General features: G+C 51.5%; 16 protein-coding genes and 3 pseudogenes. 17 read left to right on the forward strand and 2 right to left on the reverse strand.

Going from position 1 to position 16952, the window contains the following annotated elements:
- Positions 1–119 precede the first annotated feature (119 nt).
- The 8 genes and pseudogenes from HCU74_RS10535 to HCU74_RS10570 all read left to right on the forward strand — a co-directional run bounded on the left by HCU74_RS10535 (position 120) and on the right by HCU74_RS10570 (position 7145).
- On the forward strand, positions 120–794 hold the full coding sequence (locus tag HCU74_RS10535) for a dienelactone hydrolase family protein (RefSeq protein ID WP_168450397.1): 675 nt from the start codon (positions 120–122) through the stop codon (positions 792–794).
- Between the two features lie 84 nt (positions 795–878).
- Positions 879–1970, forward strand: coding sequence for an aldo/keto reductase (locus tag HCU74_RS10540; protein ID WP_168450398.1), 1092 nt, complete (start codon positions 879–881; stop codon positions 1968–1970).
- Positions 1971–2109: 139 nt separating this feature from the next.
- Positions 2110–2235: pseudogene (locus HCU74_RS20430) on the forward strand (hypothetical protein); the annotation flags it as partial.
- A gap of 74 nt (positions 2236–2309) precedes the next feature.
- On the forward strand, positions 2310–2759 hold the full coding sequence (locus HCU74_RS20435) for a MipA/OmpV family protein (protein WP_374815936.1): 450 nt from the start codon (positions 2310–2312) through the stop codon (positions 2757–2759).
- Between the two features lie 701 nt (positions 2760–3460).
- Positions 3461–3847 (forward strand): type II toxin-antitoxin system TacA family antitoxin, encoded by a 387-nt coding sequence (locus HCU74_RS10555; RefSeq protein ID WP_210425228.1) that lies wholly within the window; start codon positions 3461–3463, stop codon positions 3845–3847.
- Between the two features lie 470 nt (positions 3848–4317).
- A complete protein-coding gene (locus HCU74_RS10560; protein ID WP_168450400.1) occupies positions 4318–4488 on the forward strand; it encodes an antitoxin Xre/MbcA/ParS toxin-binding domain-containing protein in 171 nt (56 codons plus the stop codon).
- A gap of 855 nt (positions 4489–5343) precedes the next feature.
- Positions 5344–6064, forward strand: a pseudogene (locus tag HCU74_RS10565) (transposase); the annotation flags it as partial.
- A gap of 115 nt (positions 6065–6179) precedes the next feature.
- Positions 6180–7145: an AraC family transcriptional regulator gene (locus HCU74_RS10570; RefSeq protein WP_168450517.1), complete on the forward strand. Its 966-nt coding sequence runs from the start codon at positions 6180–6182 to the stop codon at positions 7143–7145.
- Positions 7146–7203: 58 nt separating this feature from the next.
- Here the strand turns inward: HCU74_RS10570 and HCU74_RS10575 are convergent, their stop codons facing one another.
- Positions 7204–8025: an IclR family transcriptional regulator gene (locus HCU74_RS10575; RefSeq protein ID WP_168450401.1), complete on the reverse strand. Its 822-nt coding sequence runs from the start codon at positions 8023–8025 to the stop codon at positions 7204–7206.
- A gap of 665 nt (positions 8026–8690) precedes the next feature.
- On the opposite strand from HCU74_RS10575, the gene HCU74_RS10580 reads away from it, so the two are divergent.
- From HCU74_RS10580 to HCU74_RS10615, 9 genes are all read left to right on the forward strand, one after another.
- The gene (locus HCU74_RS10580) at positions 8691–10157 is read left to right on the forward strand and encodes a benzaldehyde dehydrogenase (RefSeq protein WP_168450402.1); all 1467 of its coding nucleotides are present in this window, start codon (positions 8691–8693) and stop codon (positions 10155–10157) included.
- Positions 10158–10184: 27 nt separating this feature from the next.
- Positions 10185–11276, forward strand: a complete 1092-nt coding sequence (locus HCU74_RS10585; RefSeq protein ID WP_168450403.1) for an alkane 1-monooxygenase — start codon at positions 10185–10187, stop codon at positions 11274–11276.
- Between the two features lie 124 nt (positions 11277–11400).
- Positions 11401–11559 (forward strand): hypothetical protein, encoded by a 159-nt coding sequence (locus HCU74_RS10590; protein ID WP_168450404.1) that lies wholly within the window; start codon positions 11401–11403, stop codon positions 11557–11559.
- Between the two features lie 16 nt (positions 11560–11575).
- A complete protein-coding gene (locus tag HCU74_RS10595) occupies positions 11576–12628 on the forward strand; it encodes a 2Fe-2S iron-sulfur cluster-binding protein (RefSeq protein ID WP_168450405.1) in 1053 nt (350 codons plus the stop codon).
- A gap of 123 nt (positions 12629–12751) precedes the next feature.
- Positions 12752–13852 carry an NAD(P)-dependent alcohol dehydrogenase gene (locus HCU74_RS10600; protein WP_168450406.1) on the forward strand — a complete coding sequence of 367 codons (1101 nt, stop codon included), beginning with the start codon at positions 12752–12754 and terminating at the stop codon, positions 13850–13852.
- A 178-nt stretch (positions 13853–14030) separates the two neighbouring features.
- Positions 14031–15092, forward strand: coding sequence for an OmpP1/FadL family transporter (locus HCU74_RS10605; protein WP_210425230.1), 1062 nt, complete (start codon positions 14031–14033; stop codon positions 15090–15092).
- A complete protein-coding gene (locus HCU74_RS19800) occupies positions 15073–15426 on the forward strand; it encodes an OmpP1/FadL family transporter (protein ID WP_210425231.1) in 354 nt (117 codons plus the stop codon). Before HCU74_RS10605 ends, HCU74_RS19800 begins: the two co-directional genes overlap by 20 nt.
- Before the next feature lie 148 nt (positions 15427–15574).
- On the forward strand, positions 15575–16024 hold the full coding sequence (locus tag HCU74_RS10610) for a limonene-1,2-epoxide hydrolase family protein (RefSeq protein ID WP_168450407.1): 450 nt from the start codon (positions 15575–15577) through the stop codon (positions 16022–16024).
- A gap of 210 nt (positions 16025–16234) precedes the next feature.
- Entirely contained in the window at positions 16235–16588 is a 354-nt protein-coding gene (locus tag HCU74_RS10615) for a hypothetical protein (protein WP_168450408.1), read from the forward strand.
- Positions 16589–16720: 132 nt separating this feature from the next.
- Here the strand turns inward: HCU74_RS10615 and HCU74_RS10620 are convergent.
- Positions 16721–16942: pseudogene (locus HCU74_RS10620) on the reverse strand (integrase core domain-containing protein); the annotation flags it as partial.
- Between the last annotated feature and the right edge of the window lie 10 nt (positions 16943–16952).

Consider the following 16952-nt stretch of genomic DNA (forward strand, 5'->3'; position numbering starts at 1 on the left):
TAACCAAAATCGGTGTAAATATGGACTTCAGAGAAAGTAATACCATTTGGGAGACTACGGATGGCGGGGGCTACAGCGTTTTTTGTCGTTTTTGGACGGAAAATCCCTAGTACCCCTACATGGCCTGGGATGATGAATTCGGGCAAAAGCGTCCGGGCGTTCTGGTGGTCCATGAATGGTGGGGGCACAATGAATTTGCCCGGAATCAGGCAGAACGGCTTGCTTCAGCCGGCTATACGGCGTTTGCGCTGGATATGTATGGCTCTGGCAAACAAGCCGACCATCCCGATACCGCCCAGAAGTTCATGCAGGAAGCCACCCGGGACATGAGTCAGGTCAAGGCGCGCTTCATGAAGGCGATGGACATCCTGAAGAACCACGAAAGTGTTGATGCGTCCCAAATTGCGGCACAGGGTTACTGTTTTGGCGGCGCCGTGGTTCTCAACATGGCGCGCATGGGCGTCGATCTGGACGGCGTTGTCAGCTTCCACGGCGCGCTCGGCAGCCCCCTCACGGCTGAACCCGGGTCCGTGAAAGCCAGGATCCAGGTGTACACCGGCGGTGCCGACAAGCTGGTCCCCTCGGATCAGGTCGCGGGCCTGGTCAAGGAGATGCAGGATGCCGAAGTCGACCTTACACTGGTGAGCTTCCCCGGCGTGCTGCACTCATTCACCAACCCGGGCGCCGACAAGATCGCCGAAAAGTTTGGTATGCCGGTTGGTTATGACGAAGAGGCTGCCAGCCGTTCCTGGGATGGCACCATGCGTTTCTACAAGGCCATCTTCACCCAGTAACACAAGCGAGTGCAAACAAACCGAAACCGGCAGTATTTACAGTGAATTCTGGAACACCAACCGAAAAGCATGATGAGGTGCAACATGGCAACTGAGAGTTTACCACTGTTCGATGGAGACAATCGTCCAGACTATAAGTCGCTGGGCAACTCGGGGCTGTTCGTATCCGAACTGTGCCTGGGCACCATGACCTTCGGCGGCGATGAGGACATCTGGGGCCTGATCGGCCAGTTGCAGCAGGAACAGGCCGACGAACTCGTGAAGATCGCCCTGGAGGCGGGGATCAACTTTATCGATACCGCCAACATCTATGGTTTCGGCGCCAGTGAGCGCATCGTCGGCCAGTCCCTGAAGAATCTCGGCGTTCGCCGCGAAGATGTGGTGCTGGCGACCAAGGTGCTTGGCCCTATGGGGGCTGGCCCCAATGCCCGTGGTGCTTCCCGCGGCCATATAATGAGCGAATGCAAGGCGAGCCTGGCGCGCCTGCAAACGGATTATATTGACCTGTACCAGATCCACGGTTTTGACCCGGCCACGCCGATCGAGGAAACTCTGGAGGCACTGAACACCCTGGTGCAGCAAGGCCATGTGCGTTACGTGGGCCTGTCCAACTGGGCCGCCTGGCAAGTGATGAAAGCCATCGGCATCACCCGGGCCCGCAACCTGTGCCCGATCATATCCATGCAAGCCTACTACACCCTCGTAGGTCGCGATCTGGAGCGGGATATTATTCCGATGCTGGAATCTGAGAACGTCGGTCTGATGGTGTGGAGCCCACTGGCCGGGGGTTACCTGTCCGGTAAATACGAGGGGCCGGACGTTTCCGAAGAAAACCGGCGCGCCAAGTTTGACTTTCCGCCCGTCAACCGCGAGCGGGGCAGCGAAGTCATCAAGGTTATGCGGGAGATTGCCGATGGCAAACAGATCGACGGCGAACCGGTCAATGTGGCACAGATTGCCCTGTCATGGCTGCTACACCAGAAGCCTGTGACCAGCATCATCGTTGGCGCCAAGCGGCCCGAGCAGCTCAGGGACAATATCCGCGCGGCCCAAATCCGCTTGTCCGACGATGAACTGGTAGCCCTGGATGAAGTCAGCCGCCTGCCCGAGGAGTACCCTGGCTGGATGATGAAGATGATGGCGGGGTACCGGGATCCGGTAAAGCCGGGAGAATGATGTCGCCAATTGATATCACGGGTAGCCGCGCCGCTCTGGTGCGGCTACCGGGGGAGGAGAGCATGAATATATTGTAAAACGCAGAAGCGCATGCTCACTGATCGCTGCATTGTATTTGCTGGCTGTTGCAGCGCCAAGCGTGGCAGGCGAAGAATGGGAAACCAGTCTCGGGGCCGGTGCGCTCTATGCTCCTGATTACCTGGGCAGTGATGACTACGAAACCCGGGCCTTGCCGATACTGAGGCTGAGCTATGGCGATCGTTTCTATTTTAATTTAACGTTCGCGATGGGCTGGGCTGGAATGCTATTCGCCAAAGTAATTGGCGGGTCTCACCCTTCATTGGCTATACAGCAGGGCGTGACAATGATAATGATCTTCAATTACTGGAAAAGGTTGATGGCGGCGCCATTGCCGGTCTACGCATTGCCTGCGCTGATAATGCCTGGTCCTACAGCGCCACCGCACAGACACCCTTTACCGGCGACGTAAATGGTTATCAATTGGCGTTCAAGGCGCAATGGCGCGATCAACTCAGTGAGAAATGGTCCGCTTCCTTCGGACCAAGCCTGACATACAGCAGTGAAGACTGGACCGAAGACATGTTTGGCATTTCCCCGAGCGAAAGTGTCCGGTCTGGCCTGAGTACCTACAGCCCTGATGGCTACTTTCGTTTTGGTCTGACCGGCAGCATTAGGGGGCTTCTGTACAACTCTCCGAGACGATGGCGTGGGCTAGGGGGACTATCTGGAGCCACTTACCTACCTGATGTTCCTGAAAATGGCGGATGAGTACAGCAAGACGCCCTACAGTCGCGATGTGGCGGTCCCGGAGTAGTATAGCTGGCAGTCGCTCACCCGTAAGAAGGGGGCTGAGCTCGAAGTGTTGTATGTTGAGCTATTGCGTGAATTGGGCAGGCAGACCGGAATGCTTGGGCAGATCTTCACCAAGGCTCAAAACAAGATTCAGGACCCGGCCAAGTTGTACGGGGCGGTCCATTGATGAAAAAACGCTCGCCGCAAAATTATGAGTTGCGCTTGAGCACGCGGGAGCGAGCCATGCGGCTCGTGAAAAGCAAGCGTTTGTGAGAGCTTTCAGTGAACTGACGCCCAAGGGGCAAGCGAAATTACTGGCGACGTTCAGCGGAAAGCTCAAATGGGCAAAACAAGTTCTGGAGTAACCCAGTGGCGAAGCCGTTTCTGTTAACGCTCAATACCCAAGACCCTCAACCTGAAGTTCTGGATTCTGGTCAGTTGTACTGACTCGGGCATAGCCTCTGGGGCTGGTCCATCTTGGGAAGTTATCCCCGGATTATTCGCATGCAGTCAATTCCGGTGAAGAAATCCCAGCATGACAACCTTACCCTGTTTTTGTGACATAGGGCCAGGAGTGGGGCCTATCCTTCAAACCATAAATGGCTTCTTGCTCTGTACGGTAAATGTCCGTACAATTTGGGTGTGTCTTTCAAAGGCGCTGAAGAAAGAGAGAAATATTGTCCAACACAATAACGGGAGATGCTGAGGAAAACTCTTTTAAAGAGAAATTTCCAGCAGATGAAAAAATGCAGCATAAAGTCGCAAGGCTGGACCTACGATTGGATCCAGACATCAAGAACCTTGCGGCGCGGGCTTCTGCTTTAGTGGGCTCGAAAACTTTGAGCGATTTTGTAGTGCAAGCAATTCGCGAAAAAGCCAGTCGAGCAATCGAGGAAGCAGAAGTTGTGCGGTTGAACAGCGAGGCCTTTGCTGCCTTTAAGGCGACATGCGAGTCACCAGAGACAGCAAATGAAGCGTTGTCAGCAGCCATGCGCCGCCGACATAAACGGAAACAGGAAAGTGCTTTTTATAGAAGAACTGAACAAGAAACTTCACGACCGTAAAACGTTTGATTGCGGGCTTGCTGACGTCAATGAGTTCCTGAAAAAGCGGGCGAGTCAGCAAGCCCAGCAATCCATCAATAGAACCTGGGTGGCACTCGATGATGAAATGGTGGATTTTCATCCAACGCCAATAGTTGGGTTTTACACTCTAACCAGTTGTACGGTGGCTCATACAGACATCCAGGGGAACTATCCCCACTACCCATTACCCGCTTTTAAGTTAGCCTGGTTCGGTGTTCATAATGAATATCAGGGCACTCCAATGCGCGTTGGTGAAGAACTGCTAGCTAGTAGAGGCACTGCTTCAGTCTTGGGAGCTCTTTACCCACACTCAACTAGGTGTTGCCTTAGTTGTTGACCCGTTAACCCAGAAAAGTGAAGACTTTTTCCGGAAATACGATTTCCAGGAAATTGGGCGCTCTTTCCATGGTCAAGAAACTCTCTATTTGCCGATGAGAAAAATCCGACAGATGATTGAAGCGGATCTGCTTCTGGGGGCCGAGGAAAAGTTTGGCTCAAGAACGAAAGCTGAACGTTGGTTTGATACACCTGATTCACTGTTTGGTGATCTCTCGCCTCGAAAGATGATCGATGTAGTCGGTGGCGTCGGCATTTTGGAAGATGCGATCTATGAGAGTTGAAGGCGGCGCGCGTCAGCTCTGATTCTTGTTTACAGATCAGTTTCAGCTTCCTGAGCTGTTTTTACGCTATCGGGGGGAATGACATGCTCAGCGCCTGGATCAAGTTTCGAAACCAGGTTGTGTACCAGTTTTCCCTCCACTTGGCCACGTGATCTCCTGTGTCACAGACGACATGGCCCGCTTACCAGCAGGCAATAGCAGTGCCAGAGCCAGAACCTTTCGTGCCCCAGTAAAGGCCGCCATCGTATTGAAATTGGTCGTAGCGAGTCGGAAGTTGTTCGATTGGGCCTCGGTGCTCCATCAAAAGGCTACGCGGGCACCATTGAAAAATTTAAGTTGAACTGCCTGGGCTAATAATCAGATTTCCATTTAGTAGCACAATGAATTCAGACTATCCTTAATTTATCTCGTAAAAACAATGAGTTAAAATATTATAGATTAATAGAATAGGATTTTTATTTGCAATAGCCTAGAGTGATCAATGGTAACTGGATCCAGATGGGAAGATGCGTATGTCGATCAATGACCTTCTGAAACGTAGCTCCTCCCATGGTACGGAGGAAGCAGAAGTAGCTTTCTTCTCAGCTATAGAGGCTTGTGGCCTGTTCCTGAATCAGTGACTCTACGCTTGAATATACTCACCCGGGCAGGACTCAAGCCAATTTTCCCTGGAATCTAGCCAAAGCCGGTTTGTTGATGGCGGAAATGCCTAGGACAGGTTCGGTCAGCTGCCCGAGATTGATTATTTTGAGACCGGAGCCTGATGTTCCTACAATACCCGATTGCCCCGGCACAGTTTCCGGGTGATCCCAGGGTGAAGGCCGTTATTGAGCTGGCTTATCCGGAGGCTGATTCGCTAACACGGTGTCACGTCTCAAGACGAGGTGGCTGCAAGAGCGCCAAGATTGGCGTCGCCGTGAGCTGAGAAGAAGCGCTCATCTACTGGTGGACGGATGGTGTCTACAGCAATGGTTGTCTAGATGACAGGCTCTGCCTGTTGGTGATCATAGGAGTTACCGAGTATGGCCACAAGGAACTGGTCGCGGTTGAAGATGGCCATCGGGGGTCTGAAGCCAGCTGGCGAGAGCTGCTCACCGGCTTGCGGGAGCGGGGCCTGGATTATGCCTCCAAGCTGGCCGTAGGCGACAGGGCTCTGGTTTCTCTATCTGGCGAAGACCCGTGAGGGCGCTCACAAAGCCTTTGACAGCACCTTGAAGCGATTCCGGGACAAGTACCCGAAGGCCATGGAAAACCTTGAAAAGGATCGGGATGAACTGCTCGCCTTTTACGACATCCCGGCAGCGCACTGGATTCATTTGCGGACCACCAATCTGATTGAGTCCACCTTCGCCAAGGTAAGGCTGAGTACAAAGCGAACCTGGTCCTGTGGCAACCCGACACCACGTTATCGATGGTGTTCAAATTGCTCCATTCCGTTCAGAAACGCTGGAAGCGGATCAAGGGGTTCAACCAACTGAAGCTGGTGGTGAACAACGTCCAGTTTCGGGATGGAGAACGCGTGGATGATCAATCAATCTGGCAGAGACGCCGCCTTATGGCCATTTGCCAGATTTGATAATAACTCCAGATAGTGCGGATTGATGTGTAATCAAAAAAAGGGGCGTTGCAACCCCTCCCAAATTTACCCATAATTAAAGCGTTGACAATAGTTACAACATACGGTGCAAGCCATGTTATCAAACGTGCTCAGTAATGCCGTGGTTTTTGCTCAGGCACACCCGCTAGAAGTATCCGATTACTTCAGTCGTCATGTCGGGCACCACATACTGGAATTTGCGGATCGGGTTTGCAGTCGCACGCAAGCCTCTCGCCTCAATTACCGTGATTTCGCTGGCCTCGGGCTGGCATCCATCAGCTACGGTGATAAGGTGAATGTTCGTTGTCCCGAACCTCGAGAGATCTACCATTTTCAGTTTGTGGCCCGAGGTGAATGCCTTTGGCGCTTCCCGGACAAGAACATTCGGCTGTTGCCTGGTCAAGCACTTATGGTTAATCCCTATGATCGAGTATCGCTAACGTATTCTGCTGATTGCGAAAAAGTTATTGTTACAGTGCCTCCAGCGCTGATCAACGAAATATGCCTTGATCAGGCAGGCTCATTGCCTCGTGAAGGGGTTAAGTTTTCATCTGATGTTATAGACTTGAGTGAATCGGCATGTTTCCTGAGGTTGCTGGATGTGCTGTTAGCAGAGGCCAATGGCAGCGAGTTGGGTCTGGAGCATGTGCAGCGGCCCTATCGCGAAATTCTGATCCGCAAGCTGCTGCATCAGTTCAGCAGCAATATTGCCTCCGAGCATGGCCTACACGCCAATGATCCCAGTTTTTGCCACCTCTTGGCTTACATCGAGACCAATATCCGCGCTGACCTGAGCGTTGAAGAACTGGCGCAGGTGGGGAATGTGAGTACCCGCACCGTCTACAACTTGTTTGCCAAGTATTTTAGTGTGACGCCGAAGCTGTTCATCAAGCAAGCCAAGCTGAAAAGCCTGCGTGAAGATTTGGCCGGTGGCAAGGCTATTCGCAATGTGACGGAAGTTGCTTTGGACTACGGCTTTACCCACCTTGGGCGTTTTTCATCCGACTATCGCAAGATGTTTGGTGAGCTGCCGTCGGAAACGCTGCAGCGCAGGCGCTGAAGCCACTGAATGCCACCAAGTGGTAGCTCACTCGGTTAATATGAGCGGCACGCCTGATTTAGGCGTGCCGTTTCAGTTGTGGCTGACCGCAGATCTCATCCGTGACCTTCTGTACGCAGGTTATCAGCTGTTGCCGTAGCGGTGAACCCGAGGTGATGTCGGTGTCGCAGGCCATCCCTATCAGGCTGACGGCCGATGAGATGTGGCCGTTGATATCGTAAATGGCGCTGCCCGCCACGTTCAGGTCCGGTAAGTAGTCGCCGTAGAAACAACACAGGTTGTCGTTCCTAACCTGAAGCAGGTGTTGTCGAAACTGTTCGCGCTCAAGGGCACGGCCGCCATGACGAGGCAGGGCCGGTGGATGCTGGAAAAACTGCTCCAGTATCTCTTCACGGCGCTCATGGGGTAGGCTGGCAAGGAAAATTCGGCCTGACACTGAGAAGAAGGGAGACAGTTCCAGCCCCAACCGTATATTGACAGCGACGGGAGAGGTGGAGTCCAGCCATTTGATTACCAGCGGCGCATGGCCGTTCCAGATTGTCACCGATACGGTCCTGTTGCTGGCCTTATTCAGCTCTTCAGCCGCACTGAAAACCAGTCGAATCGGATCGATGCGGCGAATGGCTGCTACTCCGAGTGTCAGGCAGGATCTGCCCAGCGTGTAGCCGTTGCCGGTGTCATGAGCGATATGGCCCATGCGCAGCAGGCTGACCAAGTACTTGTGCAGTCGGCTGGGCGAAAGCGACAGCCGGTCGGACAGGTTTTTGAGGGTCACGGGCCTGGGTGACTCTGCAATGGTATCCAGAATTCGCAAGCCGATCTCAAGAGAACCGATCCCTTGACGTGGGGGGTTGGCATTTTTTTCTATTTCTGCAGTCATAGGCGGGGTCCCTGTAGTGCTGCTTGGATGGGGGATTGTACTCGTAACCGATCCGGATCGGGTGGCAAGTAAGTTGTTCAGACAGCGAGGTTGGACTCAACCTCGTCCAGCCGTGCCATCAGCTGCTCGGAATTGTCACTGAATATCAACCTGCCTTGGTCACTTGCCGCCATATATCGCTCATTTCACTGAATGCTTATCCGGGACTCTGGGAATAATTCAGGCTGTTGCTTTCGGTGTTGTTAATAGTGTGATGCATTCCAAAATACAACATTTGCAGTATCAGGACAAAGAATGCGCTGTCCGGATAGTCACCCCCGGGGACTTATATCATTATCAACAAGAATAAAGGAATCCACGCAAGGCAATAGAATGGCAAAAGTAGGCAGCGTTATCAAAGGCTACGGCGAAAAACACCTTTGTCGTGACCGTTGGGGCATGGTTGTTGATCCTGAGTTGTTCGAGCACAGACGAAGAATGCGGGGGGGATAGTAACGTCTGTCTGGCGCGTGGAAACCAGGGCACAATTCTAACAGTTAGTCCAAGACGCAATCTGGTCAGAAGGTTAGGCAGTAGTGCGTTCTCGTATTCCGCTTGACTCCGGGGTCGGAATGTATTTGATGCGGGCGCAATAATCAATAACTATTAAATGTGGAGGGGGAGTGATGCAGCAAGAAAGAAGAGAGGCCTCTATTTGGTCTAGAAAAGTGTTCAGCTCTGGGTGGGTAGAAGCGCGGGGTGGTGTCTGTGATGTTACCGATCCATCCAATGGCGATCTGCTTGGCGTTACGGGCATTGCAAATGGTGAGGATGTCGCCGCTGCTGCGCAGACAGCCAGGCGAGCTCAAAAGGGGTGGGCTGCAATACCCTTCAGTGAAAGAGCCGAGATTGTACGAAAGGCTGCGGAAAAACTGAAAGAGCGCGAAAATGAGTTCGCCGATTGGAACGTTCGGGAATGCGGCGCGATTCGACAGAAAGGCTTGTGGGAGGCCGGGATTACCTATCAGCAGATGCATCAGGCTGCGAGTTTGGCGTTCTTGCCTGATGGTACGTCGTTTCCATCGGCCGTTGCAGGGCGGCTGAACCTTTGTCAGCGAGTTCCAGTTGGCGTGGTCGGTGTGATTGCACCGTGGAACTTCCCGCTGTTCCTGTCTATGCGTTCGGTAGCGCCAGCGTTGGTGCTGGGTAATGCCGTAGTCTTAAAACCCGACCCTCAGACTGCCATCACTGGAGGCGCGCTCATTGCTGAGATATTTTCCGAGGCGGGTTTGCCAGATGGCGTTCTCCACGTCCTTCCGGGGGGGGCAGAAGCGGGGGAGTCAATGGTGGCGAGTCCAGAAATTGACATGATTTCTTTTACCGGGTCGACCCAGGTGGGTCGGTTGATTGGAGAGAAATGCGGGGGAATGTTGAAAAAGGTTGCGCTTGAGCTCGGCGGAAACAATGTCCACATCGTTTTGCCTGATGCAGATCTTGATGGAGCCGCCAGTTGCGCTGCATGGGGCACATTTTTACATCAGGGCCAAGTGTGCATGGCCGCTGGGCGTCATCTGGTGCATCGTGACATTGCGCAGGAATACGCAGAGAAGCTTGCGCTACGTGCTCGGAATCTGGTGGTTGGAGATCCGAAAACGGATCAAGTACACCTCGGTCCTCTTATCAACGATAAACAAGTGGCACACGTCCATGCTCTCGTAGAATCTGCGCAAAAGGCCGGCGCAAAGATCTTGGCGGGAGGTACCTATCAGGATCGCTACTACCAAGCTACCGTGCTCATGGACGTAACGCCGAAAATGGATGTTTTCAAGTTGGAAACTTTCGGCCCAGTGGCACCAATCACAGTTGTCGACAGCGTAGAGGAAGCCATCGAATTGGCAAACAGTTCGGAATATGGCTTGGCTGCGTCTATTCATACTGAGGCCTTGGCGACGGGGCTAGAGATTGCGAGGAGTTTAAAGACAGGAATGGTCCATATCAATGACCAACCGATCAACTGTGAGCCACATGTTCCTTTCGGAGGGATGGGGGCTTCGGGTAGCGGTGGAAGGTTTGGCGGACTTGCAAGTATTGATGAATTTACTAAGTCGCAATGGATTAGTATGGTTGAGAAGCCAGCTAGTTACCCATTCTGAGTTGACAATAATAAGTAGGAGAGATATATGGATGCGCTACGTTATTACCTGATTCCTGTTGTAACTGCCTGCGGGCTGATCGGATTTTACTATGGCGAAGATTGGGTTTGGCTTGGCGCCGCCACGTTTCCGGCGCTGATGGTGCTTGACATCCTTCTGCCGAAGGATTTTGCGGCCCGAAAGGTCAATGCGTTTTTGGCATACCTTCCTTTATATTTGCAATTGCCAATGATGATTGGACTATATGGCTTCTTGATCTGGGGAGTCCGAGAGGGGCGTATCGATCTTGGTGAGCCCTCACAAGTGATAGGATGTATTCTTTCCTTGGGTTGGCTGAGTGGTGTGCCTACTCTGCCGGTCAACCATGAGCTGATGCATCGCCGCCACTGGTTGCCGCGTAGGATAGCGCAGCTATTAGGCACGTTTTATGGTGATCCGAGCCGGGATATTGCACATGTCAATACGCATCACCTTTATCTAGATACGCTTTATGACAGTGACACTCCATACCGTGGCCAAACTATATATAGTTTTGTGTTCACTGCAACGGTAGGTTCTGTCAAAGACGCACTGAAGATCGAGGCCGAAATTTTGCGCAAAAGAGGGAAGTCGCCTTGGCACCTCTCCAACAGAGTATATCAATACCTTGCGCTCCTGTTTGCCCTGCCTTGCTTGGTTGCGTACTTGGCAGGACCGGCTTTAGGGTTGATGACGGTTGCTGCAATGATTGTAGCGAAAGGACTTGTCGAGGGTTTTAACTACTTTCAGCACTATGGATTGGTGCGGGACCCCAATCAGCCCATCCTTCTACATCATGCTTGGAATCATATGGGCAGGATCGCTCGTCCGCTAGGTTGCGAAATTACTAACCATATCAATCACCATTTGGACGGATATACGCCGTTTTATCAACTGCGCCCGGAAAGGGAGGCCCCGCAAATGCCCTCGCTCTTCCTCTGTTTCCTGCTAGGGCTAGTGCCGCCGCTTTGGTTTAATCTTGTTGCGAAACCCAAATTGAAGGATTGGGATCTGCAATATGCCACGCCCGGTGAGCGAAAGTTGGCCGTGGAGGCTAATAAAAGTGCAGGCTGGCCAAAGTGGATACCACAGGAAGCTTAATGATTATATTAAGCTGGTGGCCGTTCACGTCTGGCAATCTCGACTGAAAAATTTGGGATTGCTGGCACCTGATTGGGGGGAACGGCCACTAGGTTAATAGCAGTCAACGTGTAGAATTTTTTTGATGTTGGCCGTAGAAGCCTATGGAGCAAAATGGCTCTACGGCCTTTTTTATCAAAAGAATTTGTGTGCCGGCGGACGCGTCATCTCCCCTGCTGCCATAAACGCCTGGAGCAAAGATGTCGTTCTGGTATTTGCACAAGTAATGACCACGAAGTTTTAATGATGGACGCTTGAATATGTTTGAGAAAATCATTGGCCTATTTGCTCCTTCTCGAGAACTAACTGTTTCTGTGAAAGAGCAAGGAGTGAAATTTAAAGTTCCACGAGGTCTGACAATTTTGGAAAGTGCGCTGCATCAAGGGCTTGCGTTTCCACATGAGTGCAAAGTTGGAAGCTGTGGTGCGTGTAAATATAAACTAGTCTCGGGGAAGATAGGCGAACTGGCATCATCTGCTATGGGGCTAAGTGGTGATTTATATCAGTCTGGATATCGACTGGGTTGCCAGTGTATACCTAAGGAAGACTTGGAAATTGAACTGGATGCACCACTCGGAAGGGCTATTATTCCTGAAGAGACCACAGCCTCGATTAGTGAACAGAAAACTCTGGCACATGATGTAATCGGATTGACTCTAATACCAGAAAAACCAATATCTTTTAATCCTGGTCAGTATGCTGATATTGAATACACAGAACTGTCTGTTGTAAGAAGTTATTCATTTTCGACTCCACCCCAAGCTGACGGCAGCCTGAACTTTCATGTCCGCGTAGTCCCAGGAGGCGTTTTCAGTGGTTGGCTATTTGGTGGTGATCGAGCTGGGACCACCGTGACGTTGCGAGGCCCGTATGGACAGTTTGGGTTCCATGAAAGCGACGACGTGATGGTCTGCGTGGCTGGTGGAACGGGGCTCGCACCCATTAAATGCATTTTGGAGAGCATGACCGGAACCCAACGCGAGCGTGATGTTTTCTTATTTTTTGGGGTGCGGCAGCAGCGTGATTTATATTGCCTTGAACAAATTCAAGCGCTTCAACGGGATTGGGGTGGACACTTAGAGCTTATTCCAGTGTTGTCCGAAGAACCGGCGACATCCTCCTGGAAAGGGAAACGAGGCATGGTGACTGAATATTTTCAAGAATATCTGCAGGGGCGGTCGTGTGAAGCATACCTCTGCGGGCCACCGCCGATGGTTGACGCGGCTGAGACCGAGCTTCTTCGACTTGGTGTGGCGCATGGATCGATATATGCAGATCGTTTTTACAATCGAACCGCTGCGACCGCGCAATAGTGCCAGGAGTGTAAGGGGGAATTACCTTTTTGGTTAAGCACATCCGGAAAAGAGTGTGTTGAGCTTGGCGAGAGATGATGAGTGGTTTTTAAACTGTGTGATGATTCAAAAACGGAGACCAAAATGAAAATAAAAGCAGCAGTTGTTCGTCAAAAAAGTGGTCCATTTGAACTCGAAGATTTAGTCCTTAATGAGCCTGCTGAGGATCAAATTCTGGTTCGAGTGGTTGCGACGGGAATGTGTCATACCGATCTGATTTGTCGTGATCAGCATTACCCGGTTCCTCTCCCGATGGTGTTTGGGCATGAGGGGGCTGGCGTGGTTGAGAAGGTTGGATCTTCTGTCAAAAAAGTACAACCGGGCGATCATGTTGTTCTGACTTTTTATACTTGTGGTGGTTGTGAAGCATGCCTTTCCGGTGATCCCACAAGTTGTGCCAACTCTTTCGTCCCCAATTTTATGGGGCGCTCAGTTACCGGTGAGTGCACCATTCACGAACACAATGGAGAGGAAGTTGGGGCGAGTTTTTTTGGGCAGTCTTCCTTTGCGACCTATGCTTTGTCTTACGAACGCAACACTGTGAAGGTCACTAAAGACGTCCCACTTGAACTCCTTGGGCCGCTCGGGTGCGGCATTCAGACGGGCGCAGGGTCTGTTCTTAATGCACTCAATCCTCCTGCGGGCTCCGCTATCGTGATCTTTGGTGCTGGGGCCGTAGGTCTTTCTGCAGTGATGGCTTCCGTCGTGGCCGGATGTACGAAGATTATCTCCGTCGATGTCAAGAAAAATCGCCTGAAATTAGCTCATGAGCTTGGGGCGACCCACGTGATTGATGCAACAAATACTGATCCAGTTGAGGAGATCAAGAAACTGTGCGCTGATGGGGCTCCGTATGTGCTGGAAACCAGCGGTTTGCCTTCCGTGCTGTCGCAAGCGATCTTGAGCTCCGCCGTAGGTGGTGAGATCGGTATTGTTGGTGCACCACCAATGGGGACCACAGTCCCTGTTGATGTTAATTTTTTACTATTTAACCGTAAGCTCCGAGGAATTATTGAGGGTCAAGCTGTTTCGGATATCTTTATTCCAAGATTGGTGGAGTTGTATCGCCAAGGAAAGTTTCCGTTTGATAAATTAATTAAATTTTACTCATTTGATGAAATTGATCGAGCTGCGGAAGATTCGGAAAAAGGAATAACACTTAAGCCGGTAATTCGTATCGTTTAAAGGGATAAGAGTTCCTTCAAGCCTCGGTGCGCTGTTCTTACGGATAGCGTACAACCTCCTAATAAGTCGAAAGGCTTATAAATACAGTTTTATGCCGTTTATGCTAAAAGGAGGCATGATCGGTTGATAAGCTGAAATCATGGTTCATTAAACAAAAATAAAAAGGTGGTGAAAGGATATGCGATTTAAAATATTCAATAAATGCATTATCGGTCTGGTTCTGTATGTGATCTCATGCTACGCGATAGCGACGGAGGGATTGTTTCTAGAGGGATTTGGAGCGATTTCCAGGGGTATGGGAGGAACGGCCGCATCTCATTATGTCGGGCCTGCGTCAATGATGGTTAACCCGGCGACGATGGGTTTGTCCGATACGACAGGTGAAGTGTTGCTAGGGTTCGACCTGATTACTACGGATATTAGCGCGACGAATCTTGGCACAGGTGAAAAGGTATCATCGAGTACGCACTCACATAATCGAGGGCCATATGTAGCCCCTCAGATTGCTTTCACCAGTAAAGTTTCAAATTGGACCTTTGGTGCGGGCATGTTTGCTCAAGCTGGAGTGGGTGTTGAATATGGTGAATCTAGCTTTTTGTCGCGCGGCGATATTGGTGAGACGGGCTATGCTGCCGGTGCTGATACGGGGCTCGAGAATGCAAGTCGTCTGTTTATTCTCGACATACCGCTTGCTGCGAGTTTTAAGGTTAATGACGATCTCTCCGTCGGTGCAACCCTGGATGCAAAGTGGACAGGTTTGAATCTTGATTATTTGTTTGGAAGTAAACAGTTGGGTAGTCTCATTGGGGATGGCCGCGCGTCCGGGTCGCTACTGGGATTGGTCGGGACTTTACCTGATCCACGCGGAGTACACATAAGCGTCAGCAAAAACAAAGAAGTCTCAAGTGGTGTTGATGGTTGGGGGTACTCGGGTAGATTAGGTATGGCGTACAAGGTGACGCCCAAAACAAATTTGGGCATTTCCTACATGTTCAAGAGTAAAATGAACGATTTGAAAGGGAACGGAACGGTCACTGCGGTTGACGGTATCGTGGGAAATATACCTATTGAAGGACAAGTACGAGTTTTGGATTTTAATAGTCCTGCCAAATTGGATGTAGGGGTGAGTCATCAATTCACTGACAAATTCCTGGTCGCTTTAGATCTGTCTCGGGTTTTCTGGAAGGACGCCCTGAAGGATATTAAGGTGGGGTTTGCCAGTGACCGCCGGAGATGTTGATCTGAAGCTTCCTCAGAATGCCAAGGATCATACGATAGTGGCGATTGGAGCGTCGTATGCCGCGACCCAAAATTTAACGTTGCGGGCAGGATACCGTCAGGCTACGCAGCCATTCAATGATGAGGGGTTGTTGGCCCTGATTCCAGCAGTTCTGAAGAGGCATGCAACCTTAGGCATTAGCTACCAAGTTTCAAAATCAGGCAGGTTCGATGCCGCATACTCTCGAGCCTTTGAGCATAGCATGACCAACCAATCGGATTTTAACACCTCATCAGCTGTCAGGTCGTCCATAGCGCAAGATAATTTTGTTTTTGGCTATACCCATTCATTCTAATTAGAATTTACTACTTCGTGCGTAAGTAAGCGGGAATGTTTATGCAGGTTCGTCCGAAGCTTCTGGAAGTATTGGTTGGCGCACTTCCAAGATTCCGTTAAAGCACCAGATGAACGACCTGCTGAGAGATCAAAACTAGAAGACACTGTTGTCGTGTGCGGTTGAAGAACCGCAATCATCCCGGCACCATTCCCAAAACTACGCTCCACGCGGAGAGCAAAAATTTCACCATAACTCAGACCATCGGAGTGATAAGCCAGGTTCTCAAAGCCTCGGAACCGTTTGCAACGCGCTCAGAGAATTCGACAGAGGACTCTGCGTCTACGGAAGCGTCGGACTGACCCTTGCGAAGAGCCCAGAGGGGTCGATAATGGTTATGAACGGTTTTGTCGATGGGATCGACTCTAACGATTTCAAGATGAAGATAGTGTCAGCGATCCGATGCGGCGAATCAGTGATGACTGAGCGAATCGATGATCTTTGCGACGCAAGTGGCAAAGTCTTGGCCGGCCTGCGTCTGATGAGTATTTTCCAAGTCAAAGACAGAAAGATTACCGCTTGGCGTGACTATTTCGACACAGCACCATTCAAGGGCTGAGGTATTTTTGCTCGTTTATAGGAGGACGGCTATGGTTGTGCGCTGATGGACCTTAGCCGCGCTTCGTGTCCCAAAATGGCGTGAAACGCGATTTAGTTACGGAGTCGGTCACCCCTCGTTTCTACGCTGTATTGTGCGATAGGGCGGGGTGTTTGGGGGCGGTCAGTTCTGACCGTCATTCTAAAAACATTACAAATTGAGGATGAATCGATGGAACTTATACAGTGGGCATTCTGGGTGCTGGCTGCTGCTGCTGCGGGCGGGCTGCTGTTCGCGCTGCTGTCGGCAATGAAGGTGCGTTATCCCTCATGGTTCGGCGTGGGGCATGGCGTGCTGGGCTTTGTCGGTCTCATAATGCTGGGATATGCCTTGTATACCGCCGGACCCGACGCCACGATTCCGCAGACCGCATACTGGGCGCTCGGCCTGCTGGGCGCGGCGTTTCTGGGTGGGGCGTTGTTTTTTGGCGTGGTGTTCCGCCAGGCCAAACCCTGGTGGGTGATCCTGAGTCACGGCGGCTTGGCGCTGGCCGGCGTCGTCGTGCTATTTTTTGCCGCTTACTGAGGTGGGGCGCGTCCCTTCCTGGCGACTTGCACCATTACTGAGCCTCCGGGCCGTCGACGTGAGCAACCTGTCGTTTTCGGGGTATTGCGAAAAGGTAATTCCCCCATTTTTAACGGAGTTCAAAAGTAGACCTCAGGCCAGCATGGCCAACTTCTGTTGAGGAGTAATTCCTCCGAGTCCCATATTGGGTCGTTCGTGATTGTAGTGCCAGAGCCAGCGAGTGGCATAATCCTGGACTTCTTCGGTGCTGTCGAACAGATATTGTGCCAGCCAATCGTAACGGACCGTTCGGTTGTAGCGTTCGATATAGGCGTTCTGCTGCGGCTTGCCCGGCTGGATAAACGCCAGCTTGATCTCAAGCCGT

The sequence above is a fragment of the Spongiibacter thalassae genome (genome assembly GCF_012272835.1).
Taxonomy (GTDB): Bacteria; Pseudomonadota; Gammaproteobacteria; order Pseudomonadales; family Spongiibacteraceae; genus Spongiibacter; species Spongiibacter thalassae.